Annotated in this window: 17 protein-coding genes and 5 pseudogenes; 16 read left to right on the forward strand and 6 right to left on the reverse strand. The window is 60.0% G+C overall.

Annotation, left to right across the window (positions count from 1 at the left end; translation table 11 throughout):
• Positions 1-11: 11 nt before the first annotated feature.
• From RHM58_RS34215 to RHM58_RS34225, 4 genes and pseudogenes are all read right to left on the reverse strand, one after another.
• A pseudogene (locus tag RHM58_RS34215) lies at positions 12-1348 on the reverse strand (polymorphic toxin type 46 domain-containing protein); the annotation flags it as partial.
• Positions 1341-2522, reverse strand: a complete 1182-nt coding sequence (locus tag RHM58_RS34220; RefSeq protein WP_416195281.1) for a hypothetical protein — start codon at positions 2520-2522, stop codon at positions 1341-1343. The pseudogene RHM58_RS34215 and the gene RHM58_RS34220, both read right to left, overlap by 8 nt.
• Positions 2519-3259 carry a DUF4123 domain-containing protein gene (locus tag RHM58_RS29885; RefSeq protein ID WP_322270922.1) on the reverse strand — a complete coding sequence of 247 codons (741 nt, stop codon included), beginning with the start codon at positions 3257-3259 and terminating at the stop codon, positions 2519-2521. Before RHM58_RS29885 ends, RHM58_RS34220 begins: the two co-directional genes overlap by 4 nt.
• Positions 3249-3335, reverse strand: a pseudogene (locus RHM58_RS34225) (Rhs element Vgr protein); the annotation flags it as partial. The pseudogene RHM58_RS34225 and the gene RHM58_RS29885, both read right to left, overlap by 11 nt.
• Before the next feature lie 108 nt (positions 3336-3443).
• Between RHM58_RS34225 and RHM58_RS29890 the strand changes: the two are divergent.
• Positions 3444-4208: a methyltransferase domain-containing protein gene (locus RHM58_RS29890; RefSeq protein WP_322268968.1), complete on the forward strand. Its 765-nt coding sequence runs from the start codon at positions 3444-3446 to the stop codon at positions 4206-4208.
• A 65-nt stretch (positions 4209-4273) separates the two neighbouring features.
• Here the strand turns inward: RHM58_RS29890 and RHM58_RS29895 are convergent, their stop codons facing one another.
• Positions 4274-5047 carry an AraC family transcriptional regulator gene (locus RHM58_RS29895; protein WP_201255015.1) on the reverse strand — a complete coding sequence of 258 codons (774 nt, stop codon included), beginning with the start codon at positions 5045-5047 and terminating at the stop codon, positions 4274-4276.
• 279 nt (positions 5048-5326) lie between these two features.
• Here RHM58_RS29895 and RHM58_RS29900 point away from each other — a divergent pair, with 279 nt between their 5' ends.
• From RHM58_RS29900 to RHM58_RS29965, 14 genes and pseudogenes are all read left to right on the forward strand, one after another.
• Entirely contained in the window at positions 5327-6973 is a 1647-nt protein-coding gene (locus tag RHM58_RS29900) for an APC family permease (protein ID WP_201202775.1), read from the forward strand.
• Positions 6974-7005: 32 nt separating this feature from the next.
• Positions 7006-7929 (forward strand): annotated as a pseudogene (locus RHM58_RS29905) (4-hydroxyproline epimerase); the annotation flags it as partial.
• 56 nt (positions 7930-7985) lie between these two features.
• Positions 7986-8933 carry a dihydrodipicolinate synthase family protein gene (locus RHM58_RS29910; protein ID WP_201202771.1) on the forward strand — a complete coding sequence of 316 codons (948 nt, stop codon included), beginning with the start codon at positions 7986-7988 and terminating at the stop codon, positions 8931-8933.
• A 76-nt stretch (positions 8934-9009) separates the two neighbouring features.
• Positions 9010-10599, forward strand: coding sequence for an aldehyde dehydrogenase (NADP(+)) (locus tag RHM58_RS29915; protein WP_322268969.1), 1590 nt, complete (start codon positions 9010-9012; stop codon positions 10597-10599).
• The gene (locus RHM58_RS29920) at positions 10592-11866 is read left to right on the forward strand and encodes an NAD(P)/FAD-dependent oxidoreductase (protein ID WP_322268970.1); all 1275 of its coding nucleotides are present in this window, start codon (positions 10592-10594) and stop codon (positions 11864-11866) included. The genes RHM58_RS29915 and RHM58_RS29920 overlap by 8 nt, the downstream gene beginning before the upstream one ends.
• Before the next feature lie 397 nt (positions 11867-12263).
• Positions 12264-13124, forward strand: coding sequence for a CAP domain-containing protein (locus RHM58_RS29925; RefSeq protein WP_201256002.1), 861 nt, complete (start codon positions 12264-12266; stop codon positions 13122-13124).
• 135 nt (positions 13125-13259) lie between these two features.
• Positions 13260-14645 carry an MFS transporter gene (locus tag RHM58_RS29930; protein ID WP_322268971.1) on the forward strand — a complete coding sequence of 462 codons (1386 nt, stop codon included), beginning with the start codon at positions 13260-13262 and terminating at the stop codon, positions 14643-14645.
• A gap of 247 nt (positions 14646-14892) precedes the next feature.
• Positions 14893-15669: an ABC transporter substrate-binding protein gene (locus RHM58_RS29935; protein WP_201256000.1), complete on the forward strand. Its 777-nt coding sequence runs from the start codon at positions 14893-14895 to the stop codon at positions 15667-15669.
• A gap of 92 nt (positions 15670-15761) precedes the next feature.
• A complete protein-coding gene (locus RHM58_RS29940) occupies positions 15762-16451 on the forward strand; it encodes an ABC transporter permease (RefSeq protein ID WP_201255999.1) in 690 nt (229 codons plus the stop codon).
• Positions 16452-16467: 16 nt separating this feature from the next.
• Positions 16468-17164, forward strand: a pseudogene (locus RHM58_RS29945) (ABC transporter permease).
• Positions 17165-17173: 9 nt separating this feature from the next.
• Positions 17174-18286 (forward strand): succinylglutamate desuccinylase/aspartoacylase family protein, encoded by a 1113-nt coding sequence (locus RHM58_RS29950; RefSeq protein WP_322268972.1) that lies wholly within the window; start codon positions 17174-17176, stop codon positions 18284-18286.
• A gap of 19 nt (positions 18287-18305) precedes the next feature.
• On the forward strand, positions 18306-19070 hold the full coding sequence (locus RHM58_RS29955; RefSeq protein ID WP_322268973.1) for an ABC transporter ATP-binding protein: 765 nt from the start codon (positions 18306-18308) through the stop codon (positions 19068-19070).
• An 85-nt stretch (positions 19071-19155) separates the two neighbouring features.
• Positions 19156-20064: a MurR/RpiR family transcriptional regulator gene (locus RHM58_RS29960; protein WP_201255995.1), complete on the forward strand. Its 909-nt coding sequence runs from the start codon at positions 19156-19158 to the stop codon at positions 20062-20064.
• Between the two features lie 28 nt (positions 20065-20092).
• Positions 20093-20617, forward strand: coding sequence for a GNAT family N-acetyltransferase (locus RHM58_RS29965; RefSeq protein ID WP_322268974.1), 525 nt, complete (start codon positions 20093-20095; stop codon positions 20615-20617).
• Here RHM58_RS29965 and RHM58_RS29970 read toward each other — a convergent pair.
• Positions 20605-21339, reverse strand: a complete 735-nt coding sequence (locus tag RHM58_RS29970; RefSeq protein WP_322270923.1) for an SDR family NAD(P)-dependent oxidoreductase — start codon at positions 21337-21339, stop codon at positions 20605-20607. The two genes, RHM58_RS29965 and RHM58_RS29970, sit on opposite strands and share 13 nt — an antisense overlap.
• Before the next feature lie 150 nt (positions 21340-21489).
• Here RHM58_RS29970 and RHM58_RS29975 point away from each other — a divergent pair.
• Positions 21490-22382 (forward strand): annotated as a pseudogene (locus RHM58_RS29975) (AraC family transcriptional regulator N-terminal domain-containing protein).
• Positions 22383-22396: the final 14 nt, after the last annotated feature.

A 22396-nucleotide genomic window follows, 5' to 3' on the forward strand; every position in this document is an offset into this window, starting at 1 on the left:
ATTTTAATAAATTATTGGGTTTTTTCAAAGTTGCCTTTAGCGCTGCTAAAGACTTGAGTGCCCCCACCTGATGACGGTTGCGTCATCCCTTTTACAGACCACGTATCATCAATCGGTTTGGCTGTCGATTTCAATACAGGCGTTTTTTCGGTCGTTCGATAAATGTCTTGCAGTTTTAGTTCCACCGTGCCTGCTGCGCGATTATCTCCGAGCGGACCAATGCCGAGCTTTGATGGGCTTGTAGCAGGGTTCAGAGAATAATAGTTGCCTTGTGGGGCTCCGGGTGATTGAAATTGATAAACCGTTTTACCTCGATTCAACGTCTCTACATTTACTGGCTGATTAAAATCGATTCCGCTCAAGTGGCCCGGAATGCTCGTCTCTTCAAAACCTTGTGTTCGATAGAACTCTGTAGCAGTCTCTTTTCTTCCACGAGCGTTGATATCGTTATTGATATCCCCTGTCCGACCGTATTTTTGATTGAGTTCAGATCGCCTGTCATCTGGGCAGTTGCTGGGAGCGCAGCTCAACCCCAATGGATCCACCCACCCCGTAGGGTTAGGCACGTACTGGTAGTTGTTCAACCCCCAGCCAGCTTGATTGGATCTGGCGTCAGATACCGTCCAGTGCCCGGATTGTAGTAGCGATGCCGGTTGTAATGTAAGCCCGTCTCAGCATCGAAGTATTGACCCTGGAAGCGCAGCGGGTTATCGATTTGAGCCACATCAAGAGTGGCGAGGTTGCCATAGGCACGGTATTTCGCCGACCACATGATCTCGCCGCTGTAGTCGGTGAGTTCCTGAGGAGTGCCAAGGTGGTCAAGTTGGTAGTAGAACGGCTCAGCTTTGAGCGGGCCTTCGCCATCGAGCATTGCCAACGGTCGGAAGCTGCCCGGCTCGTAGATGTAGCTGCGATAGCGATTGTTGGCGCTTTCGGCAATGAGGCGTTCGCCTTGCCACAGGAACTCTGTGGTTTGGCCGTCGACGGTTTTGGCTATACGGCGACCGAAGGCATCGTATTTGTAGCTTGCAACGCTGCCGCCAGGAAGGCTAACGCCGACCAATCGATGCTGGCAGTCGTAACTGTATTCGGTGACGAGCTTTTGTCCTGTTCCGCGGCGCTCACGGCTCAAATTGCCAAAGGCGTCGTAGTCGTAATGTCGATCGCCCTGCATCAGCAAACGGTTGCCTTTGACATTGGCCAAGTTCGCGGTGGGTTGGTTACCTTGACCTAGAAGGTTGCCCGCCGGGTCGTGGGCAAAACTTTCCGGGGTGGCGCCTCGAACGTTGATCAAACGGTCGAGCGGGTCGTAGTGATAACTACGATTGCCTTTCCGGCTGTCATCGATGCTTTGCTGTTGCTGCGGTGGCTTGCTCGATTTTCAATGCAGCCTTTTTGGCGGCATCCATCGGTACGCCTTGCGCACTGGCCAACAGTGGTTTCACGGTTTCGCCGTGAGCCTTCAAGGCGTGTCCCTTACTCGCGGCCAAGAGTTTTTCCGCGAGTTCCTCTAGCATTTTTACCGCTGTGCCAGATTGGACCTTGGCCAAGGTTTTTGTGCCAACACGAATCGCTAACCCGAGACCGCCCGATAGGCAGATACCCAGCACCAAATTGATCAGAAAGGAAGCGCCGATGGCCGTAATTACTTCCACACAGACTTGCGGCGGCAGCATGCCAACCCACGCGATAATGGCTGAGAGGTAGATGAACATCAGCGGTTCGTCGCTGAGAATCAGCAGTCCGGTGGCAATCGCTTCTTTCGATGCTGAATAGAGTTTCTCGATTTCTTCTTCACTCAGGTACTGAAGAAGTTTTTTCACATTTTTAAAGGGGTCGGCTAATAGTTCGAACAGGCTTTTGATGTCATCCCACAGACCCAGAAGCGCCTTCTCAAGACTATCGAGTGCAGACTGCATCAATATGAGCGAGCGACCCGCCCGGTCAGTCGCCGAGTAGCTCGCCCACTGCGGCTGGAACTTACTCGACCATTCGCTTTTCAACCAGCCGTCAAGATTGCCGATGACACCCTGGTATGAGTCGTACAGCGCTTTGACGTTGCTTTCAGAAACATTAGGGAAAAAAGTGATGCGGTACATCTGACCCGGCTTGCAGCCCTTGATAACTTCAATGCCGCTCGGGCCGATATTCGCAGGAGTCACCGGGCCGACCACGTCGTATCCGCCGAACATCGCTTTTTTGACGGGTTCGAGCTTGACCGGTGTATTGCCGATGGGCACGTACCGAGCGCTCTCAAACATATGGATCAGTGTGAAATCACCCATCAACGGGCAGGTGGCAAAGGTTTCAACCGGCCCTGTCTTGGTCTTGCGCTCAGTAACGCTGACTTCGTTGCCCACCTTGAACTTCTGATCTACATCCATTGCCCAGCCAGTCCAGAAGCCGTCGGCCCAGGTCTTGTATTCGGTTAGGCAATTATTGAAGTCCTTGAGAATGACATTCACGTCTGGGGTCTTGGCGTCGAGAACTCGAATAACCAAATTACCGATGGGATCAATCATGACGTGACTTCCTTTGTCAGCTCAGCAGCAAGACGCTCTGCCATATCTTCTGTATTGGATTGTTGGCGCACGAAGCGCTCGACCTTGTGGCGCAGGTTACTTTCGGGGAAGGCGAAGAAGAGTTCCGGGCAATCCTCTCCCAACCACTGCATCAAGTTGTCGACGACGGTGGTGTGGTCTTTCTCTGCCAGTGTGTCGACTAACTTCTGCGGCACCTCCCACCACGGCCAAGCCTTGGCCGGTGGCACTCCCCTTGGCCCCACCTCCAGTTTCTGGCCATTGATCAGGTAGCGGTCGAACACTGGCAAAACCTCACCAGCTCCTGCACCCAGCCCTTCAAGAATCGGGAAGATGTGCCGCCCATCCCAGAACCGAAAAAACACCTCGGTTCCGTCAGGCATGAACACCTGAGTCAAACTGCGAAGATGTTCAAACACGACGTCCTGGGTGCTGGAGGACACCGCCAACCAACCCCAATCCTGGGCGTCGGTTTCGGCAATCCACTGAAGAAAACCGGCGTTGGGTTTCAATTCGGTGAGGTAGGGCATAACGGGCTGCCAATCGGCGTAAGGCGTGCCGCTCCAGATGGGGGTCAGTTCTGGAGCCATGTCTTGTTGGTAGAAGGCTTTGATCGCCTCTGCATCACTGGCCGCACTAACGATCAAATACAACCGCTCACCCACCTGCAACGGCCGCTCAGCCAACCACGCCTGCGGGGTCAAAAGATCAGATTGCACAAGCACCTGCCTTGCATTTCTCACACTCTTCACAGAACGGCGCATTGCGTTTCAACGTATTGATTTGCGCCGGCGACCGGCAGCCATTAGCAGACACTGGGAGGTCCAATCGCGCTGAAGGAAGCGAATTGTTCCAACTTCAGCAACGCCGCATACTGGTATGTAAAGCCAATGGAGGACTTTCATGTCAACTTCCCAACCTGATTTCACTCACCGCCTTCTCTCGGATGCGGGGGTTCGTGTTGGAATGCGAGTGCTTGATATAGGCTGCGGCTCCGGGGAGGTCACCCTCCTCGCAGCAAGGCTCGTTGGACTAAACGGAACAGTTGTTGGTATCGACCAGGACGAAAATGCGCTGTCCATGGCACGTCAGCGGATACACCCGGAGGGCGCAGCGGCAACAACCTTTATACAAGGGGATCTGCTCTCAATGCCGGAGGCTCTAGGAAATTTCGATGCCATTGTGGGACGCCGGGTACTGATGTACCAGGCTGATACTGTGCAGACCGTCCGTGCGCTCGCCGCTCGACTTCGACCAGGAGGAATTATTGTATTCCAGGAGCACGACAGCACAATGGTGCCGGCCAGCCTTACACCCTTTCCGCTGCACGCCCAAGCCCAAGGCTGGATTCGAAGGATGATCGAGTTGGAAGGGGCTGATCTCCACATTGGCTTCAACCTGCATCGAATCTTGACGCAAGCAGGACTGGTCGTGGAAAACGTCCGTGCAGAATGTCTGGTGCAGACGCCCAGTTCGGCCTATGGCTTAGGCAGCATTGTCCGCGCCTGCCTGCCACGAGTTGTTGCACATGGCGTCGCGACGGCAGAAGAGATTAAGATCGACACGTTGCAAGCGCGACTGGATGCGGAACAGGCACAGACCGACAGCATTTATATTGGTGATGTGATGTTTGGAGCTTGGGCACGCAAACCAATGCAGGTTCTCTAAACATCGTCTAGGTCGCAGCCCAACAGCAACGTCTTAAACGGCAAAAATCATCCCCTCACCCACCCTCACCGCCCCGTAGCCTGCCGATACTCCCGCGGACTAAAACCGGTCGATGCCTTGAACTGCCGAGTGAACGCACTGTGGTCGGTATATCCGCACTGCAACGCAACATCAGTGATCGGAATATCGGTATGGAGCAAACGATGCGCATGCTCCAGCCGAACCTTTTGGATCATCTGCCGGGGCGTCAGGTGGAACACGCGCTTGCAGTATCTTTCCAGTTGGGCCACTGAAATACCGGCAATCCGTGTCAGTTCGCCCAGGGTGACGCGACGATTGAAATTGGCACGAATGTATTCGTCGACGGCGGCCAGGCGCTGGTAGGCCGGGTGCGTGTCGCTGGCCGATTGCAGGTCAACCGAGATCCCTGCGAGGCCGATGATTACACCGTTGCGGTTGTACAGCGGCCGTTTGTGCGTCAGGCACCAACCGGGTTCTCGACTTCCGTACAAGTGCAGCTCGAGTTGGTCTTCCAGGACCAGGCCTTGCTCCAGAACACGTCGATCCTGTTCGGTATAGCCAGGCCCCAACTGCGCTGGAAAAACCTCGGCACTGGTTTTTCCGAGCAAGGGTTGCAGCTGTTTCAATCCACATCGATGAACCAGGGTGCGATTGGCCATGACGTAACGCGCCTGGGTATCTTTGATAAAGATCGCGGCATTCGGAATCACATCCAGCATGGGCAACAGCAGTGCCACGCCCGCCAGTAATTCTTCGATGGTTTCAGGGCGACTCTGATCGTTTCCCTGGCACAGGATCGCAAAGGCGTTCTGCGTCATGAATCTCACTCTCCCACTGTCCGCCAGGCGAAAGGCCGCGCCTGTGTCGAGACACCTGCCCATCAGACTGCCCCAAGGTCGACGCACTGTCGAGCTTGCAGCGATGCACCTGAGCACATGCTGAAATGCGGCAGTGTAGCTCCAGCTCGCCCGTCAAAACTGTGCCGATTTCGTCATCGACATCCACGCAAAACATCAATCGCACGCCTGCTGACGCGTTCAATCTATGGCCATTGCATGCACACCTGCCTATCCAATAACTCACAAGAAGGCGACGCTATGTCAGGCAAAGGCAAGTTCAAAAAACAACTTTCATTGATGGACCTTACGTTCATCGGATTGGGAGCGATCTTCGGTTCCGGCTGGTTGTTCGCGGCCAGTCACGTTTCCGCTATCGCGGGGCCGGCCGGGATCTTTTCCTGGCTGCTGGGCGGTTTTGCCGTCCTGCTGCTGGGCATTGTTTACTGCGAGTTGGGTGCTGCGCTGCCGCGTGCCGGTGGTGTGGTTCGCTACCCGGTTTACTCCCATGGCCCGTTGCTGGGTTACTTGATGGGTTTCATCACGCTGATCGCCTTCACCAGCCTGGTGGCGATCGAAGTTGTTGCCTCTCGCCAGTATGCCGCTGCCTGGTTTCCCGAGCTGACGAAGGTCGGTTCCAGCGATCCGACGATCATTGGCTGGCTCATGCAGTTCGCCCTGCTCTGCCTGTTCTTCATGCTCAACTATCGCAGCGTGAAGACCTTCGCCATGGCCAATAACCTGGTCAGCGTGTTCAAGTTCATCGTTCCGCTACTGGTGATTGGTGTGCTGTTCACCTTCTTCAAACCGGAAAACCTCCACGCCCAGGGCTTCGCGCCATTCGGCCTGTCGGGTGTAGAGATGGCCGTTTCTGCAGGTGGCGTCATCTTCGCTTACCTCGGGTTGACGCCGATCATCTCGGTGGCCAGTGAAGTGAAGAATCCACAACGGACCATTCCGATTGCACTGATCTTGTCCGTGCTGCTTTCCACCTTGATTTATGTGTTGTTGCAAGTGGCTTTCCTCGGCGGCGTGCCGACCGAAATGTTGGCCAACGGCTGGGCTGGCGTTGCCAAGGAATTGTCCCTGCCGTATCGCGACATTGCCCTGGCACTCGGCGTGGGTTGGTTGGCCTATCTGGTGGTCGCCGACGCGGTGATCTCCCCCAGCGGTTGCGGCAACATCTACATGAACGCTACACCGCGAGTGATCTACGGCTGGGCGCAAACCGGTACGTTCTTCAAGGTGTTCACCCGCATTGACGAAAAGTCCGGCATCCCGCGCCCGGCGCTGTGGCTGACCTTTGCCTTGTCGGTGTTCTGGACCCTGCCCTTCCCTTCCTGGGAAGCCCTGATCAACGTCGTCTCCGCCGCGCTGGTGTTGAGCTATGCCGTCGCTCCGGTGTCGGTGGCGGCACTGCGCCGCAATGCGCCAGATATGCCGCGTCCGTTCCGGGTGAAGTGGATGGGCGTACTCGGTCCACTGTCGTTCGTGATCGCCGCGCTGATCGTTTACTGGTCGGGTTGGGACACCGTGTCCTGGCTACTTGGCCTGCAGATCCTGATGTTCGTGGTCTACCTGTTGTGCGGTCGCTTCGTCCCGACTCAACACCTCAGCCTCGCCCAGCAAATCCGCTCATCCGCGTGGCTGATCGGTTTCTACGCCGTGACCATCGTGCTGTCCAAACTCGGCAGTTTTGGTGGCCTGGGCGTGCTCAGTCATCCCTTCGACACCGTGGTCGTGGCGGCCTTCGCGTTGGGGATTTATTGCTGGGGCGCAGCCACCGGCGTGCCGGCGCATCTGGTTCGTCTGGAAGACGAGGACGATGAAAGCGAAGCCGAGCTTCCACAGACAAGCATCCCATCAGGCCAACGCCCGGTGAGTGCGCGCACCCAGGCTTCTTCCTGACATTCAGGCTCTCGTCTAAAGGATAGGTTTATGAAAAAGTCCATGTCATTGACTCCCACACCGGCGGCGAACCGACTCGGTTGGTGATGCAAGGCTTTCCACAGTTGCCGGGCCAGACCATGGTCGAAAAGCGCGATGCCCTGCGCGATCAGCATGATCAATGGCGTCGCGCCTGCCTGCTGGAACCCCGTGGCAACGATGTACTGGTCGGCGCGTTGTACTGCGAACCGGTCTCGCCGGATGCCACTTGCGGCGTGATTTTCTTCAACAACGCCGGCTATCTGGGCATGTGCGGTCACGGCACCATTGGCTTGGTCAACTCATTGCACTACCTGGGGCACATCGCTCCGGGTGTGCACAAGATCGACACACCGGTCGGGCCGGTCGATGCCACGTTGCATGAAGACGGCACCGTGACTCTGCGCAATGTGCCCGCCTACCGTTATCGCCAACAGGTGTCGGTCGAAGTGCCAGGACACGGCCGCGTGTACGGCGACATCGCCTGGGGCGGTAACTGGTTCTTCCTGGTTTCCGATCACGGGCAAGCCTTGCAACTCGACAACGTCGAGGCTCTCACCGAATACACCTGGGCGATGCTCAAGGCCCTGGAAGCCCAGGGCATTCATGGTGAAGACGGCGCCCTCATCGACCATGTCGAACTGTTTGCCGACGACGATCAGGCCGACAGCCGCAACTTCGTCATGTGCCCGGGCAAGGCCTACGACCGCTCGCCCTGCGGCACCGGCACCAGCGCCAAACTGGCATGCCTGGCGGCCGACGGAAAACTGGCCGCCGGTGAGTCTTGGGTACAAGCGAGCATCACCGCCAGCCAGTTCATCGGCAGTTACGAATGGGAAGGCGAGCGCGTCCGCCCGTTCATTACCGGCCAGGCTTTTATGACCGCCGACAGCACCCTGCTGATCGACGAACAAGATCCCTTCGCGTGGGGCATTTGAGCGGCCACGCGGCACTTCACCTTAAATAAATTTGAATGCTTCAAGGAGTGACAACGATGAGCGACAACATTTTCACTGGCTGCATCCCTGCACTGATGACCCCTTGCACCGCCGAGCGCAAGCCGGACTTTGACGCGCTGGTGGCCAAGGGTCGCGAACTGATCGACATCGGCATGAGTGCGGTCGTGTACTGCGGCTCCATGGGTGACTGGCCGCTGCTCACCGAAGCCGAGCGTCAGGAAGGTGTGGCACGTCTGGTCGCTGCGGGCATTCCGACCATCGTTGGTACCGGTGCCGTGAACAGCCGCGAGGCGATTTCCCACGCGGCACATGCGGCCAAAGTCGGCGCCCATGGCCTGATGGTGATTCCCCGCGTGCTGTCCCGGGGCGCCTCGCCAGCCGCGCAAAAAGCCCACTTCGGCGCCATTCTGAACGCCGCGCCAAAGCTGCCGTCGGTGATCTACAACAGCCCTTATTACGGCTTCGCCACCCGCGCCGATTTGTTCTTTGAACTGCGCCGCGAACACCCGAACCTGATCGGCTTCAAAGAGTTCGGCGGTGCCGCCGACTTGCGCTACGCCGCCGAGAACATCACGTCCCAGGACGACAACGTCACGCTGATGGTCGGCGTCGATACTCAAGTGGTCCATGGCTTCGTCAACTGCAACGCCACCGGTGCGATTACCGGCATCGGCAACGCCCTGCCACGGGAAGTGCTGCAACTGGTGGCCCTGAGCAAGCAAGCGGCCAAAGGCGATGCCAAGGCCCGACGTCTGGCCCGGGAGCTGGAATCTGCACTGGCCGTGCTGTCGTCGTTCGATGAAGGCTGCGACCTGGTGCTCTATTACAAGCACTTGATGGTGCTCAATGGCGACAAGGAATACACCCTACATTTCAACGAGACCGATGTGCTGAGCGATGCCCAGCGTCATTACGCCGAGAACCAGTACGCGCTGTTCCGCCAGTGGTACAAAAACTGGTCGGCAGAACAGAACGTCGCCTGACCTTAGCCCGTGTTCGTGCCCGCTGCGCAACACCCCTGTTGCGCAGTTGGGCCCACCCTTTTTCCAGGAAAGCGCCATGACTCTGACAGGGCAAATGCTGATCGGTCAGCACGCCATTACCGGCACTCGCGAAGCGATCCGGGCGATCGATCCAGCCACCGATAAACCGCTCGATCCGGCCTATCCCGGCGGCACCGACCAGCACGTCAAACAAGCGTGCGCATTGGCGTCGGCAGCCTTCGACAGCTATCGCGAAACGCCACTGGCGACCCGCGCGCACTTCCTTGAAACGATCGCCGATGAGATCGAAGCCCTTGGCGATGAATTGATCGAACGCGCGGTCGCCGAGACAGGACTGCCGCGCCCGCGTATCCAGGGTGAACGTGGCCGCACCTGCCAGCAACTGCGAACCTTTGCCCGCACCGTGCGTGCAGGCGAATGGCTGGACGTGCGCGTCGACGCGGCGTTACCGGAGCGCCAGCCGCTGCCGCGCCCGGACCTGCGTCAGCGTCAAATTCCGCTGGGGCCGGTGGCCGTATTTGGCGCGAGCAATTTTCCGCTGGCCTTCTCCGTTGCCGGCGGTGACACCGCTTCGGCCTTGGCCGCCGGTTGCCCGGTGATCGTCAAGGCCCACGGTGCTCACCCCGGCACCAGCGAACTGGTTGGCCGCGCGGTGGCTCGTGCCGTGAAAAAATGTGGCCTGCACGAAGGTGTGTTTTCGCTGTTGTTCGGCTCTGGACGCGAAGTGGGTATCGCCTTGGTCACCGACCCGCGCATCAAGGCTGTGGGCTTCACCGGTTCGCGCAGTGGCGGCATCGCTTTGTGCAAGGCAGCCCAGGCGCGGCCCGAGCCAATTCCGGTGTATGCGGAAATGAGTTCGATCAACCCGGTGTTGCTGTTTCCGGCGGCCCTTCACACCCGAGGCGAAACGCTGGCGCAGGGCTTCGTCGCCTCCCTGACTCAGGGTGCCGGCCAGTTCTGCACCAACCCGGGTCTGGTGATTGCCCGCCAAGGCCCGGCACTGGAGCATTTCATCAGGACTGCTGCGGACCTGGTTCAGCGCAGCCCGGCGCAAACCATGCTCACCCCCGGCATCTTCAATACTTATGAGGCCGGCGTGGGCGCGCTGCTCGAACATGCCCACGCCAAGGCAGCGGCTGTTGGACTGAGGGGCGAAACCCCGAACCAATGCCAGACTCATTTGTTCGTCACCCAGGCGCAGGATTTTCTCGCCGACCCAGCGTTGCAGGCGGAGATGTTCGGCTCTGCATCGTTGGTTGTGCAATGCGTCGACGACAACGAAATCCGCCAGGTTATCGAGCATTTGGAAGGCCAATTGACCGCAACCCTGCATCTGGACGACGCCGATCTGGACAGCGCCAGGGCATTGCTGCCGATGCTCGAGCGCAAGGCCGGACGCCTGTTGGTCAACGGCTGGCCGACCGGGGTTGAGGTATGTGATGCCATGGTCCATGGCGGCCCCTACCCAGCCACTTCCGACTCACGCACAACCTCGGTCGGCACCGCCGCCATCCTGCGGTTCCTGCGCCCGGTCTGCTACCAGGACTTTCCTGACACTTTGTTGCCTGCAGCGCTCAAACACAGTAATCCGCTGCAATTGCGGCGCCTGCTCGATGGCCAAAGAGAAGCCCAGGACAATGTCTAATCACCACAGCCACGACACTGCTGACATTGCCGTGGTCGGCGCCGGGATTATCGGCGTTGCGTGCGCCCTACGGCTGGCACGCCAAGGTCTGCGAGTGGTCGTAATCGATCAGCAGGAGCCGGGTCACGGCGCCTCGTTCGGCAACGCCGGGCATCTGGCGACTGAACAGGTATTTCCCATCGCGGACCTGTCCATCCTCAAACGCCTGCCCGGCATGCTCATGGACCCCATGGGCCCGCTGCGGCTGGACTGGAAATACATGCCGCGCGCGTTGCCGTGGTTCACGCGCCTGTTGTTGAACCTGCGTCCGGCGCCCTTCCAACGCACCGTCGCCGGCCTGCGCGCACTCAACGAGAGCAGCCTTAGCGCCTGGCAGCGGTTGTTGGCGGACATTGCTCGCCCCGATTTGCTGAGAGAAGACGGCTCTTTGCTGGTGTTCGAGCGGCCCGAATCGCGTCAGGCGATCGAAGCACTGCAAGCACGTATGCGCCAACAGGAAGTTCCGGTCGACTACTGGCAGGCCGAGGCCATCCGCGCGAAGGCCCCGCAACTCAGCGAGCGGGTCCAGGGCGGACTGTTCTATCCGAGCACAGGGCATTTTCTCGATCCCTACCGGGTGGTCTGCGAACTGGTACACGCGGCCAAGGCCAGCGGCGTGGCGTTTTTGAAGCAACAGGTCCAGGGCGGACGCCTGCATGAGCGCGGTGTGTCGCTGACGACAGAACAAGGCAATTTGACGGCCCGCCAGGTACTGATCGCTTGCGGTGCCCACTCGGCGAAACTCACCGCTGCGTTGACCGGCAAGAAGGTCCCGCTGGACACCGAACGCGGCTATCACCTGATGCTGCCGCATGAGCATGATCGATTGCCTTTCGCCGTCACCTCGCTGGAACGCAAATTCATCATGACGCCGATGACCGATGGCTTGAGGCTGGCAGGCACCGTCGAGTTCGCCGGCCTCGAGCGTCCTGCGACCATGGAGCGTGCGTGGCAGTTGCACCGCCTGAGCAAAGGCCTGTTCAGTCGCGACTTGAACGCGGAAGCCGCCACGCCCTGGATGGGCTTTCGCCCGTCCTTGCCGGATTCCCTGCCGATCATCGACCGGGTGTGCGACGGCAAAGTCCTGCTCGCCTTCGGCCATCAACACCTAGGCCTGACACAGGCGGCCGTCACCGCCGAGCTTGTTGCACGAATCGCGTCACCTGCGACCGTCACTTCATCACAGGAGTTGCCGGCGATGGAGCCCTACAGGCTGGATCGTTTTTAAAAGACGTCGAGACTGACGACAATCAACCCTGTGGGAGCGAGCTTGCTCGCGATGAGACCATCACATCCAGCATCAATGTCGACTGACACACCGCCATCGCGAGCAAGCTCACTCCCACCCTGGATCGGTGTCAGGCGCATAAACTCCGGTCAACACCACCCCCTGTGGGAGCGGGCTTGCTCGCGATGAGGCCAGCACATCCAGCATCAAAGTCGGCTAACACTCAACCATCGCAAGCAAGCCCGCTCCCGCCCCGAAATTTGCCGCAGTGCCACCATGAACCAGAATTCAAACCCGCAGTCATAGACCTGCCCTGAAATACGCTCGCCCCCCGCCAGCGCATCCTCAGCCCCATGGTCGTCAGTACCGTCGTCATCTCATCAGAGCCATTCGCCCCATGCGCCAAGCCGTCCTGTCCTTTCGCGTTGCTTCGCTCTGCCTCATGCCTTTGCTTCCCCTGTTTGCCACGTCCGCCCATGCCAGCGAGGAGCGGCAACTAGTGTCGGACATCAACAACTACCGCGCCCACCCTGGCCGCTGCTCGGTACGTCCGCCCCAATCTCTGACACCCCTAGCGCTGAAATCGAACCTGGCCTTGCCGATCGGTTACGGCGGCCCGTTGCGCGAGGGTTTGAAGCAGAACGGCTATCAAGCGGTGAGCGTGCGCACCATCCGCCTGGTCGGTGCGCAAGATGCCGAAGAGGCGTTCGATATGCTGCAGGGCCGCTACTGCGGGGCGCTGCTCGATGGGCAGTACGCCGACATCGGTATCAGTCGCGCCCGCAGCGAGTGGCAAGTGGTGCTGGCGCAGCCGTTGCTCGACAGTCGCATGGGCGACCCGCGAGCCACGAGCAAGACCTTGCTGACCGAGGTCAACGCCGCACGGGCCAGGCCGCGGATGTGTGGTCGCCAGCGTTTTGCCGCCGCCCGGCCGCTGAGCTGGAATGCCGCGTTGGGCGCCGCCGCGCAGGGCCACAGCAAAGCCATGGCCTACGGCAATTACTTCGCACACCAGGACCCCGACGGTGATATGCCGGCAGACCGCGCCAGGGCCGCTGGCTACCGTGGCCGGCAGATCGGCGAGAACATCGCCGCCGGCCAGGGCTCACCGAGCAAGGCGATGGCCGGTTGGCTAGCCAGCCCCGGCCACTGCGCCAACTTGATGAACCCGATGTTCACCCAGGTTGGCGCAGCCTTTGCCACCGATACGCGCAGCAGCGAGGGCGTCTACTGGACGATGTTGTTCGGGGCAAAATGACGCAGCAGCCGTCTACAGAAGCGCAATGGATTTAGGTAGAGTGAGGGCCTTGCGCAGCGCCTGCACACGGGGAGTCGGGAAAATGATCAATCAACAGTTGGGCGTGGTCCTTCCCGGCTTGGCCAGTCAAAACTCATGACTCAGCCAGCCTCGAATCTGCCAGCCGCCACTCCCGGCAAACTCACCTCCCGTGAACTCCGTGGGTTGGTGGCGATTCTGGTGTCGATTGCCCTCGCGGTACTCGACACCGCCATCGCCAACACCGCGCTGCCGACCATTGCCGCCGATTTACACGCGTCGCCCGCCGCGTCGGTGTGGATCATCAACGCCTACCAACTGGCGGCCGTGGCCACCCTACTGCCGTTCGCCTCGCTGGGCGGGATCATCGGGCACCGCAAGGTGTTCCTCGGTGGCATCATCCTGTTCGTGGTGGCTTCGGCGTTGTGCGCGCTCGCCTGGTCGCTGCCGACCCTGACCATCGCCCGAGTCCTCCAAGGCGTCGGCGCCAGTGCGATCATGAGCGTGAATGCCGCGCTGATCGGCTTGATCTTTCCCCCGGAACGCCTCGGTCGCGGCCTCGGTTTAAACGCATTAGTGGTCGGCACCTGCTTCGCCGCCGGCCCGACCATCGCCTCGCTGGTGTTGTCGGTCGCCAACTGGCCGTGGCTGTTTTTGATCAATCTGCCACTGGGCCTGTTTGCCCTGACCTTCGCCTGGAGTTCCTTGCCGACCAGCACACTCAAAGCCCAGGTCTTTGACCGGCCAACAGCCGTGCTCAATGCCATCACCTTCGGTGCGTTGATCTTCGCGTTGAGCCAGGCCGCGCAGTTGGGCTCAATGAACAGCGTGTTGATCGCCCTCATGGTATTCCTGGTTGCCGGGGCCTTGATGTTGCGCCGAGAATCCGGGCGTCCGGCGCCGATGTTCCCGCTGGATTTGCTCAAGCGCCCGATGTTCGCCTTATCGGCGCTAACCGCGTTCTGTTCCTTCGCCACTCAAGGCTTGGCCTTCGTCTCGCTGCCCTTCTTCTTCGAAACAACCCTGGGCCGCGACCCGATCCAGACCGGATTCTTGATGACCCCGTGGTCCATCGTCGTGGCGCTTATCGCGCCGGTGGCCGGGCGTCTGTCCGACACCTACCCGCCCGGCCTGCTCGGCGGGATCGGGCTGGCCATTCTCAGCGCCGGCATGGTGTCCCTGGCCTTAATGCCGAGTGATCCCGGCGCAATCGAGATCGTGGTCCGCATGATCATTTGCGGCATCGGTTTCGGTTTCTTCCAGGCCCCGAACCAGAAAGCCCTGATGACCAGCGCACCTCGGGACCGCTCCAGCGGTGCCAGCGGCACCATCGCCATCGCCCGACTGATCGGCCAGGCGACCGGTGCCGCGTTGGTCGCGTTGAGCTTCGGGATATCCGGCCCCCACGGCCCGGTGCTGGCGCTGAGCATCGGCGCAGGGTTTGCTGCGGTGGGCAGTGTCGCGAGTGCGTTGCGGTTGGTGACGCGTAATACCAGCACCTGATCCTGACCGACGGTACCAACTCACGCGAACCGCTCTGGAAAGCAGTTCCGAACAAACAGCAGAACCCAAAATCCCGGCATGCCCGGGATTTTTCACGCCTCAATCTGACACGTTTATTTTCAGACTATTGATTAATGAAATAATACATGTCATTTATAGCCTCACAAAATCATCAGGACTGCTCCACCGCGCCAACCGGACGGCTCGCACCTGCACCACCCAACGCCCCCTCCAAGGAGTCAACAATATGAACAAGACAGAACTTCTAGGTGCCCTGGCACTGTGCGCTTTCAGCTTTTTGGCTCACGCCGACGACGACAGCCTGCGCATCGGTATCGAGGCCGCTTACCCGCCCTTCTCCTACAAAACGCCGGAGGGCAACGTCAGTGGTTTCGACTACGACATCGGCAACGCGCTGTGCGAAGAGATGAAGGTCAAATGTGAGTGGGTGATCCAGGAATTCGACGGCATGATCCCGTCGCTCAAAGTGCGCAAGATCGATGCCGTGTTGTCGTCGATGTCGATCACTGAAGACCGGATGAAGTCGGTCGACTTCAGCAAAAAGTACTACCACACGCCGGGCAAGTTCGCGATGAAGGCCGGCAATGTGATCAACGACCCTCTGGTGGATCTCAAGGGCAAGAAAGTCGGCGTGCAACGCTCCTCGACTTACGACCGTTTCGCCACCGAGCAGCTTGAAAAAGCCGGGGTCGACGTGGTGCGTTACGGCTCACAAAACGAAGCCTTTCTCGACCTCGCCTCGGGTCGTCTGGACGCCACCCTCGCCGACATCGTCAACACCAATGAAAGCTTTATCAAAACCCCGGCAGGCAACGGTTTCGCCCTGGTTGGGCCGGACATCAGCGACCCGAAATACTTCGGTCGCGGCGCCGGGATTGCGGTGCGCAAAGGCGACAGTGTGACCGTCGCGCGCCTCAACACCGCGATTGATGCGATCCGTGCCAACGGCAAGTACCAGCAAGTGATGGCCAAGTACTTCGCGTTCGATATCTACGGCGAATAAGCCCTTACCTGTGACCCTGGCGTCGCCCCGCTAAAGGCGCTGCGCCGGGTTTGTGTCGCGCGCCATTCGGCGCTCGCTTGAGGAATTTCATCATGCTTCACGGCTACGGATCGAGCATTCTCGATGGCGCCTGGCTGACCATCAACCTGGCCCTGACCTCCATGGCCATGGCGATTGCCCTCGGCCTGATCGGTGCAGCGTTTCGCTTGTCGCCGCTCAAATGGCTGGCGATGCTCGGCGAAAGTTACACCACCCTGATTCGCGGTATTCCTGACCTGGTGCTGATCCTGCTGATCTTCTACGGCGGCCAGGACCTGGTGAACCGCCTCGCGCTCGCGTTCGGTTACACCCACTACATCGACATCAACCCGTTCATTGCCGGCGTCTGCACCATGGGCTTCATTTTTGGTGCCTATCTCTCGGAGACTTTTCGTGGTGCGTTCATGGCGATCCCCAAAGGCCAGGCCGAGGCTGGCGCGGCGTATGGCATGAGTGGCGCGCAAGTGTTCTGGCGGATTCTGGTGCCGCAGATGATCCGCTTCGCCATTCCGGGCTTCACCAATAACTGGCTGGTGCTGACCAAATCCACCGCATTGATCTCGGTAATCGGCCTGCAAGACATGATGTTCAAAGCCAAGAACGCGGCGGACGCGACCCACGAGCCGTTTACGTTTTTCCTCGCGGTGGCGGCGCTGTACCTGATGCTCACCAGCGTGTCGTTGCTGGTGCTGCGCTATCTGGAAAAACACTACTCGGTCGGCATCAAAGCCGCCGAACTGTGATTGGGAGCAACCTTTGATGCTCGACTACAACCTGATCTGGGAAAACCTGCCGCTGTATTTCAACGGCGCCTTGTTGACCCTCAAAGTGCTGCTGATTTCCCTGGCGTTTGGCCTGATGCTGGCGATCCCGTTGGCACTGATGCGCGTGTCCCGCTCACCGCTGCTCAGCTTCCCGGCCTGGCTCTACACCTACGTGATTCGCGGCACGCCGATGCTGGTGCAATTGTTCCTGATCTATTACGGCCTGGCGCAGTTCGCCGCCGTGCGTGAAAGCGCGCTGTGGCCGTACCTGTCCAGCGCGACCTTTTGCGCTTGCCTGGCCTTTGCGATCAACACCAGTGCCTACAGCGCGGAACTGTTGGCCGGCAGCTTGAAGTCCACGGCCCACGGCGAGATCGAAGCGGCCAAAGCCATGGGCATGTCGCGCTTCACCCTGTACCGGCGGATTCTGCTGCCATCGGCCTTGCGCCGGGCAGCTGCCGCAGTACAGCAACGAAGTGCTGATGATGCTGCAAACCACCAGCCTGGCGTCGATTGTCACCCTGGTGGACATCACCGGCGCCGCGCGAACAGTCAGTTCGCGGTTCTACCTGCCGTTCGAGGCGTTCATCACCGCCGGCCTGATCTACCTGGCCCTGACCTTCATTCTGGTGCGTCTGTTCAAGCTGGCCGAGCGCCGCTGGCTGGCGTATCTGGCACCGCGCAAGCACTAAGGAGCATTTATGGAGCACATTGAATACTTGTTGCCGTGGAGTGCGTCGGGCACTGAACGGCGTCTGTCGCTGTTTCGCTTTGGCAGCGGGCCGCGCAAGGCTTACATCCAGGCTTCCCTGCATGCCGACGAGCTGCCGGGAATGCGCGTGGCGGTTGAACTCAAGCGACGTCTGCGGGTGCTGGAAGAACAAGGTCGGCTGAACGGAACCATCGAGCTGGTGCCGATGGCTAATCCCATCGGCATCGCCCAGATGTTCCAGGCCACCCATCAGGGGCGCTTCGAGTTCAACAGCGGCAAGAACTTCAACCGCGACTTCCCGGAACTGGTGGAAGCCGTGGCAGCGCTGGTGAAAGATCAACTGAGCGACGATGCCGACCTCAACACCGTGCTGATCCGCCGCGCCATGCTCGATGTCCTCGCCGACATGCCGCCCGCGACATCGGAACTCGATGGCCTGCGCCGGCTGTTGCTACAACATGCCTGCGACGCCGATGTGGTGCTGGACCTGCACTGCGATTTCGAGTCGATCATGTTGCTTTACGCCATGCCGCAAAACTGGCCGCGCCTGCGCTCGTTGGCCGCTCGACTCGGTGCCGGCGCCGCTCTGCTGGCCGAAGATGCCGGCGGCAGCGCCTTCGATGAAGCCTGTGCGATTCCTTGGCTACGGTTTGCCGAACTGTTTCCTGAAGCCGCTATTGCGCTGGCCTGCGTGGCCACCACCATCGAGTTGCGCGGCATGGCCGACACCGAACGCGAGCAATGTGTGGATAGCGCCGAAGCCATTCTCGGTTACCTCGCCGAACAAGGCCTGATCAGCGGCGACTGGCCGGACGCGCCACCGAGCGGCTGCGAAGCGACGCCCTTCGCCGGCGCGCAATACGCTTATGCGCCGCACCCCGGCGTGGTGAGTTTCCTGCAACCGCTGGGCGCCCGGGTCAGGGTCGGCGATCCACTGTTCGAAGTGCTGGATCCGCTGACCGACCGCCACAGCATCGTGCGCGCCAGCACCGACGGCATCCTCTATGCCCGCGAACGCCTGCGTTTTGCCCAACCCGGTTTGTGGCTGGCCAAAGTCGCCGGCTCCCGCCTTATTCGCCAGGGTCGCTTGCTCAGCGACTGACTCCAGAAGAGTGAACAGCATGTACAAACTTGAAATCCAGAACCTGCACAAAAGCTACGGCTCACACGAAGTACTGAAGGGTGTGTCCCTGGAAGCGAAGGCCGGCGATGTGATCAGCATCATCGGCTCCAGCGGTTCGGGTAAAAGCACCTTTTTGCGCTGCATCAACCTGCTGGAGCAGCCCAACGCCGGCAACATCGTGCTCAACGGTGAACAACTGAAACTGGTGAGCAACAAACTCGGCGGGCTCAAGGCTGCCGAACCCAAACAGTTGCAACGCATGCGTTCGCGACTGTCGATGGTGTTCCAGCATTTCAACCTCTGGTCGCACATGAGTGCGCTGGAAAATGTCATGGAAGTCCCGGTTCACGTGCTGGGCATCAACAAGAAAGAGGCACGGGAAAAGGCCGAGCATTACCTGAACAAAGTCGGCGTGGCCCATCGTATGGACGCCTGGCCGGCACACATGTCCGGTGGCGAGCAGCAGCGGGTGGCGATTGCCCGCGCGCTGGCGATGGAGCCGGAAGTGATGCTGTTCGACGAACCGACCTCGGCCCTCGACCCGGAACTGGTCGGCGAAGTGCTCAAAGTCATGCAGGACCTGGCCCTCGAAGGCCGGACCATGGTGGTCGTGACCCACGAAATGGGCTTCGCCCGCGAGGTCTCGAACCAATTGGTGTTCCTGCACAAGGGCCAGGTCGAAGAGCGTGGCGACCCGCGTGAGGTGCTGGTCAATCCGCAGTCCGAGCGCCTCCAGCAATTTCTGTCCGGCAGTTTGAAATAGTCGGTCAAACCCGCGCTGCGCACCGACGGTTGGCTTCGGATACACTCCAGCCAACCTTATGCCCTCAGGATCTGTTGAGCCGCACATGCCGACTTCATCGAAAAACACCACGGTCTATGCCGCGCCGGTCATGCGCAAACTGGCGGAAATCGTTGCCGATTTGCCGCCGTCGCTGCGCAAGGTCGCAGATTTTATCCTGCGTCACCCATTGCGGGCGGCAACGCTGACCATCGAAGAGATGGCGCACGAGACGTCGACTTCACCCGCGGCCGTCAACCGCTTGGCCAAGGCCATGGACCTGGGCGGTTACACCGGGATGAAGGCCGAACTGGTCGCAACGTTGCAGCAGATGGTCTCGCCAGTCGACAAACTGCGCAACGAACTGGCTCATCGGCCCGGTGGCGCGTTTGGCCTGCATGAGCAAATCCAGAGCGCCAGCAGCAACCTCGCCACGGCGGCGACCAACAATCATGCCGACACCTTCGAAGCGTTCGTCACCCGACTGACCACCGCGCGCAAAATCTACATCCTCGGCTTTGGCAACAGCGTCTACTTCGCCGGCCTCGCCGCCTCGACCCTGATGCCGTTCTGTGCCGACGCCACCGCGATCAGCATGGAAGGTGGTAACGAAAACGCCGCGTACCGACTGGCGGCGATCACCGATCAGGACGTGTTGCTGGCGATCTCGCTGCCGCGCTATTCCCTCGACACCCTGCAACTCGCGCGCTTCGCCAACGAACGTGGCGCCTCGGTACTGGCGATCACCGACTCCCCCGCCTCGCCGCTCACCAGCATCGCCGAACACACGCTGTTTGCCCCCGCCGACCACCCGGTGTTGACCAGTTCCAACATCGCCGTGCTCGCGTTGATTGAAGGCTTGGTCGCGGGCGTGATGGCGCGCAATAAAGAAGCTGTGAAACTGGCGACCGAACTGACCGAAAGCGTGATGGCTTACCTGCACATCCCTACCAGCGGTAAAACCCCGAAAAAATAATGCCGCTCCGACAAGGACTGACCGGACCATGCACAAAACCACCGCGCGATTGATCTTGAGGCCGCCAAAAACCGAAGATCTGGCTCGCCTGTTTGAGATCTACGGCGACCCGGCGACGAATCAGTTCAACCCGGCAGGGCCGCTGGCCGACGCTCGTCAGGCCGAAGTGTTGCTGCAAAGCTGGCTCCATCACTGGGGCAAAAACGGCTACGGCCAATGGGCGATTTCAACCAGTGGAGCACCGGAGCAGGTGATCGGTTTCGGCGGCATTGCGTTGTACAACTACCTCAACGTTGAGCGACTGAACCTGGGCTATCGGTTTGATGCCGCCGCGTGGGGCAAGGGCTATGCGACGGAGTTGGGCAGCGCAGCGCTCGAATTCGCCTTTACTGACCTGGAGGTCGAACAGGTTTATGCGTTAGTCCGGCCTGCCCACTCGGCCTCCATCGGTGTGCTGGAAAAAATCGGCATGCAACCCTTCGGTGAGCTGGATGATGTACCGGGGCAACCGCAGAGCCTGGTGTATAAGGCTGAACGCCTTCAGATGATATAGCCGCCAGCAACCTCGATGTTCTGCCCGTTGATCCAGCCACTGTCCTCGGACAACAGCATGGCGATGACCCGCGCGACATCGGCCGGTTCGCCGACGCGACCGAGGGCGGTTTGCGAAGCGAGCAATGCTTCGAATTCATCGTTCAGGCCACCACCCAATTCCGTGCGGATCGCGCCGGGCGAGACGGCATTGGCGCGGATACGCCGCTCACCGAATTCCTTGGCCATGTAGCGGGTCAGCACTTCCAGGCCACCCTTGAACGCGGCGTACGGGGCTACGCCGGCAGTGGCCACGCGGGTGGTCGCGCTGGTCAGGTTGACGATGCCCGCGCCCTCCTCCATCAGCGGCAACAGGGCCTGGGTCAGGAAGAACGGGCCTTTGAGGTGGACGCCCATCAGGCTGTCGAACTGCGCCTCGGTGACCGTCTCGATCGGGTTAAACAGGCCATGTCCGGCGTTGTTGACCAAGCCTTTCAGGGTCGCCTTCTGCCAGGTCGATTGCAGCGCATGCCGTACCGCCTCGACAAACACACCAAACGAGCCGACATCCCCTACGTCCAGTTCCAACGCCACGGCCTTGCCGCCTTCAGCGTTAATAAGCGCCACGACCGACTCGGCCGCCTGGCGGTTGCTGTTGTAGGTCAGGATGACGCCCATGCCGTGCCGGGCACATAACTGGGCGGTGGCGGCGCCGATGCCGCGACTACCGCCGGTGATCAGGATGACGAATTCATATGTTTGCTCCGTTGTGAATGAGGTAAGCCACCACGGTAGCGATTGACCTGCCGGCGAGCGCAGCCATTCCTACTCGAAACCTGCCTGTTTCTGCTTTTTGCTTGCGCCGTGGGTGGTCATGGGATCAGATGTCTCCCCATGAACAATCAGCTGAATGAACTTAGAACCCTCGCTGCCAGGGCGGAAAACCGCCGTACCGAGACCGGCATCCCACGGGTGGCAATGGTTCAGGGCGCAATCCCGGAACACCTGCTGGCCGCGGTCTACGAGCCGATGATCAACCTGATACTGACGGGCAGTAAATCGATGACCGTTGGCGACCGCACGCTGCGCTATGACCCGGCGACGTACTTCGTCATGTCCATCGAACTGCCGGCGGTGGGCCAGGTGCATCCGGCCGCGACCGGCGAGCCTTACCTGGCCGTCAGCCTGACGCTCGACCCTGCGGTGGTGGCGAATCTGCTGGCGGACCTTCCCCGGCGGCCGGGCGCCATGAACAGGAAGCCGGTTTCTCGGTCGCTGCAGTCACACCCGAGCTGATGGACGCCTGGGTACGGATGCTGCGATTGATGGATCGGCCGACGGATATTGCGGCGTTGAGCCCAGTCTACGAGCGGGAGATTCTCTATCGGGTGTTGCAGGGCCCCCACGGCGGGATGCTGCGGGAAATCGCCGCGCCCGATTCGGCAATAGCGCGGGTGAGTCTGGCCATCCAGTGGATCCGCCGCGACTTTGCCGAGCCGCTACGGGTGGAGGCGTTGGCGCAGAAAGCGGCGATGAGTGTGTCGGCCTTCCATCGGCACTTCAAGGCCGTAACCAACTTCAGCCCCTTGCAGTATCAAAAGCGCGTTCGACTGCTACAGGCCCGGACGCTGTTGGTGGCCAACGCTAAAAGCGTCACCAGCACAGCCTTCGATGTCGGCTATGAAAGCGCCACCCAGTTCAGTCGCGACTATGCTCTCGTATTCGGTTTACCGCCGGCGCGAGATGCGGCGCGGATCCTGGCCGATATCCGAGGTGCGATCCGCTGAATATGGACTCTTTA

This window comes from Pseudomonas sp. 10S4, from assembly GCF_034344865.1.
GTDB lineage: Bacteria > Pseudomonadota > Gammaproteobacteria > Pseudomonadales > Pseudomonadaceae > Aquipseudomonas.

What these genes read in the sequence shown, in the direction of transcription:
- RHM58_RS29930 (WP_322268971.1), top strand. Translation starts at nt 13,260, where the DNA reads ATGACTCAGCCAGCCTCGAATCTGCCAGCCGCCACTCCCGGCAAACTC.
- RHM58_RS29900 (WP_201202775.1), top strand. Translation starts at nt 5,327, where the DNA reads ATGTCAGGCAAAGGCAAGTTCAAAAAACAACTTTCATTGATGGACCTT.
- RHM58_RS29915 (WP_322268969.1), top strand. Translation starts at nt 9,010, where the DNA reads ATGACTCTGACAGGGCAAATGCTGATCGGTCAGCACGCCATTACCGGC.
- RHM58_RS34220 (WP_416195281.1), bottom strand. Translation starts at nt 2,522, where the DNA reads ATGATTGATCCCATCGGTAATTTGGTTATTCGAGTTCTCGACGCCAAG.
- RHM58_RS29950 (WP_322268972.1), top strand. Translation starts at nt 17,174, where the DNA reads ATGGAGCACATTGAATACTTGTTGCCGTGGAGTGCGTCGGGCACTGAA.
- RHM58_RS29935 (WP_201256000.1), top strand. Translation starts at nt 14,893, where the DNA reads ATGAACAAGACAGAACTTCTAGGTGCCCTGGCACTGTGCGCTTTCAGC.
- RHM58_RS29955 (WP_322268973.1), top strand. Translation starts at nt 18,306, where the DNA reads ATGTACAAACTTGAAATCCAGAACCTGCACAAAAGCTACGGCTCACAC.
- RHM58_RS29895 (WP_201255015.1), bottom strand. Translation starts at nt 5,047, where the DNA reads ATGACGCAGAACGCCTTTGCGATCCTGTGCCAGGGAAACGATCAGAGT.
- RHM58_RS29890 (WP_322268968.1), top strand. Translation starts at nt 3,444, where the DNA reads ATGTCAACTTCCCAACCTGATTTCACTCACCGCCTTCTCTCGGATGCG.
- RHM58_RS29960 (WP_201255995.1), top strand. Translation starts at nt 19,156, where the DNA reads ATGCCGACTTCATCGAAAAACACCACGGTCTATGCCGCGCCGGTCATG.
- RHM58_RS29910 (WP_201202771.1), top strand. Translation starts at nt 7,986, where the DNA reads ATGAGCGACAACATTTTCACTGGCTGCATCCCTGCACTGATGACCCCT.
- RHM58_RS29965 (WP_322268974.1), top strand. Translation starts at nt 20,093, where the DNA reads ATGCACAAAACCACCGCGCGATTGATCTTGAGGCCGCCAAAAACCGAA.
- RHM58_RS29940 (WP_201255999.1), top strand. Translation starts at nt 15,762, where the DNA reads ATGCTTCACGGCTACGGATCGAGCATTCTCGATGGCGCCTGGCTGACC.
- RHM58_RS29925 (WP_201256002.1), top strand. Translation starts at nt 12,264, where the DNA reads ATGCGCCAAGCCGTCCTGTCCTTTCGCGTTGCTTCGCTCTGCCTCATG.
- RHM58_RS29920 (WP_322268970.1), top strand. Translation starts at nt 10,592, where the DNA reads ATGTCTAATCACCACAGCCACGACACTGCTGACATTGCCGTGGTCGGC.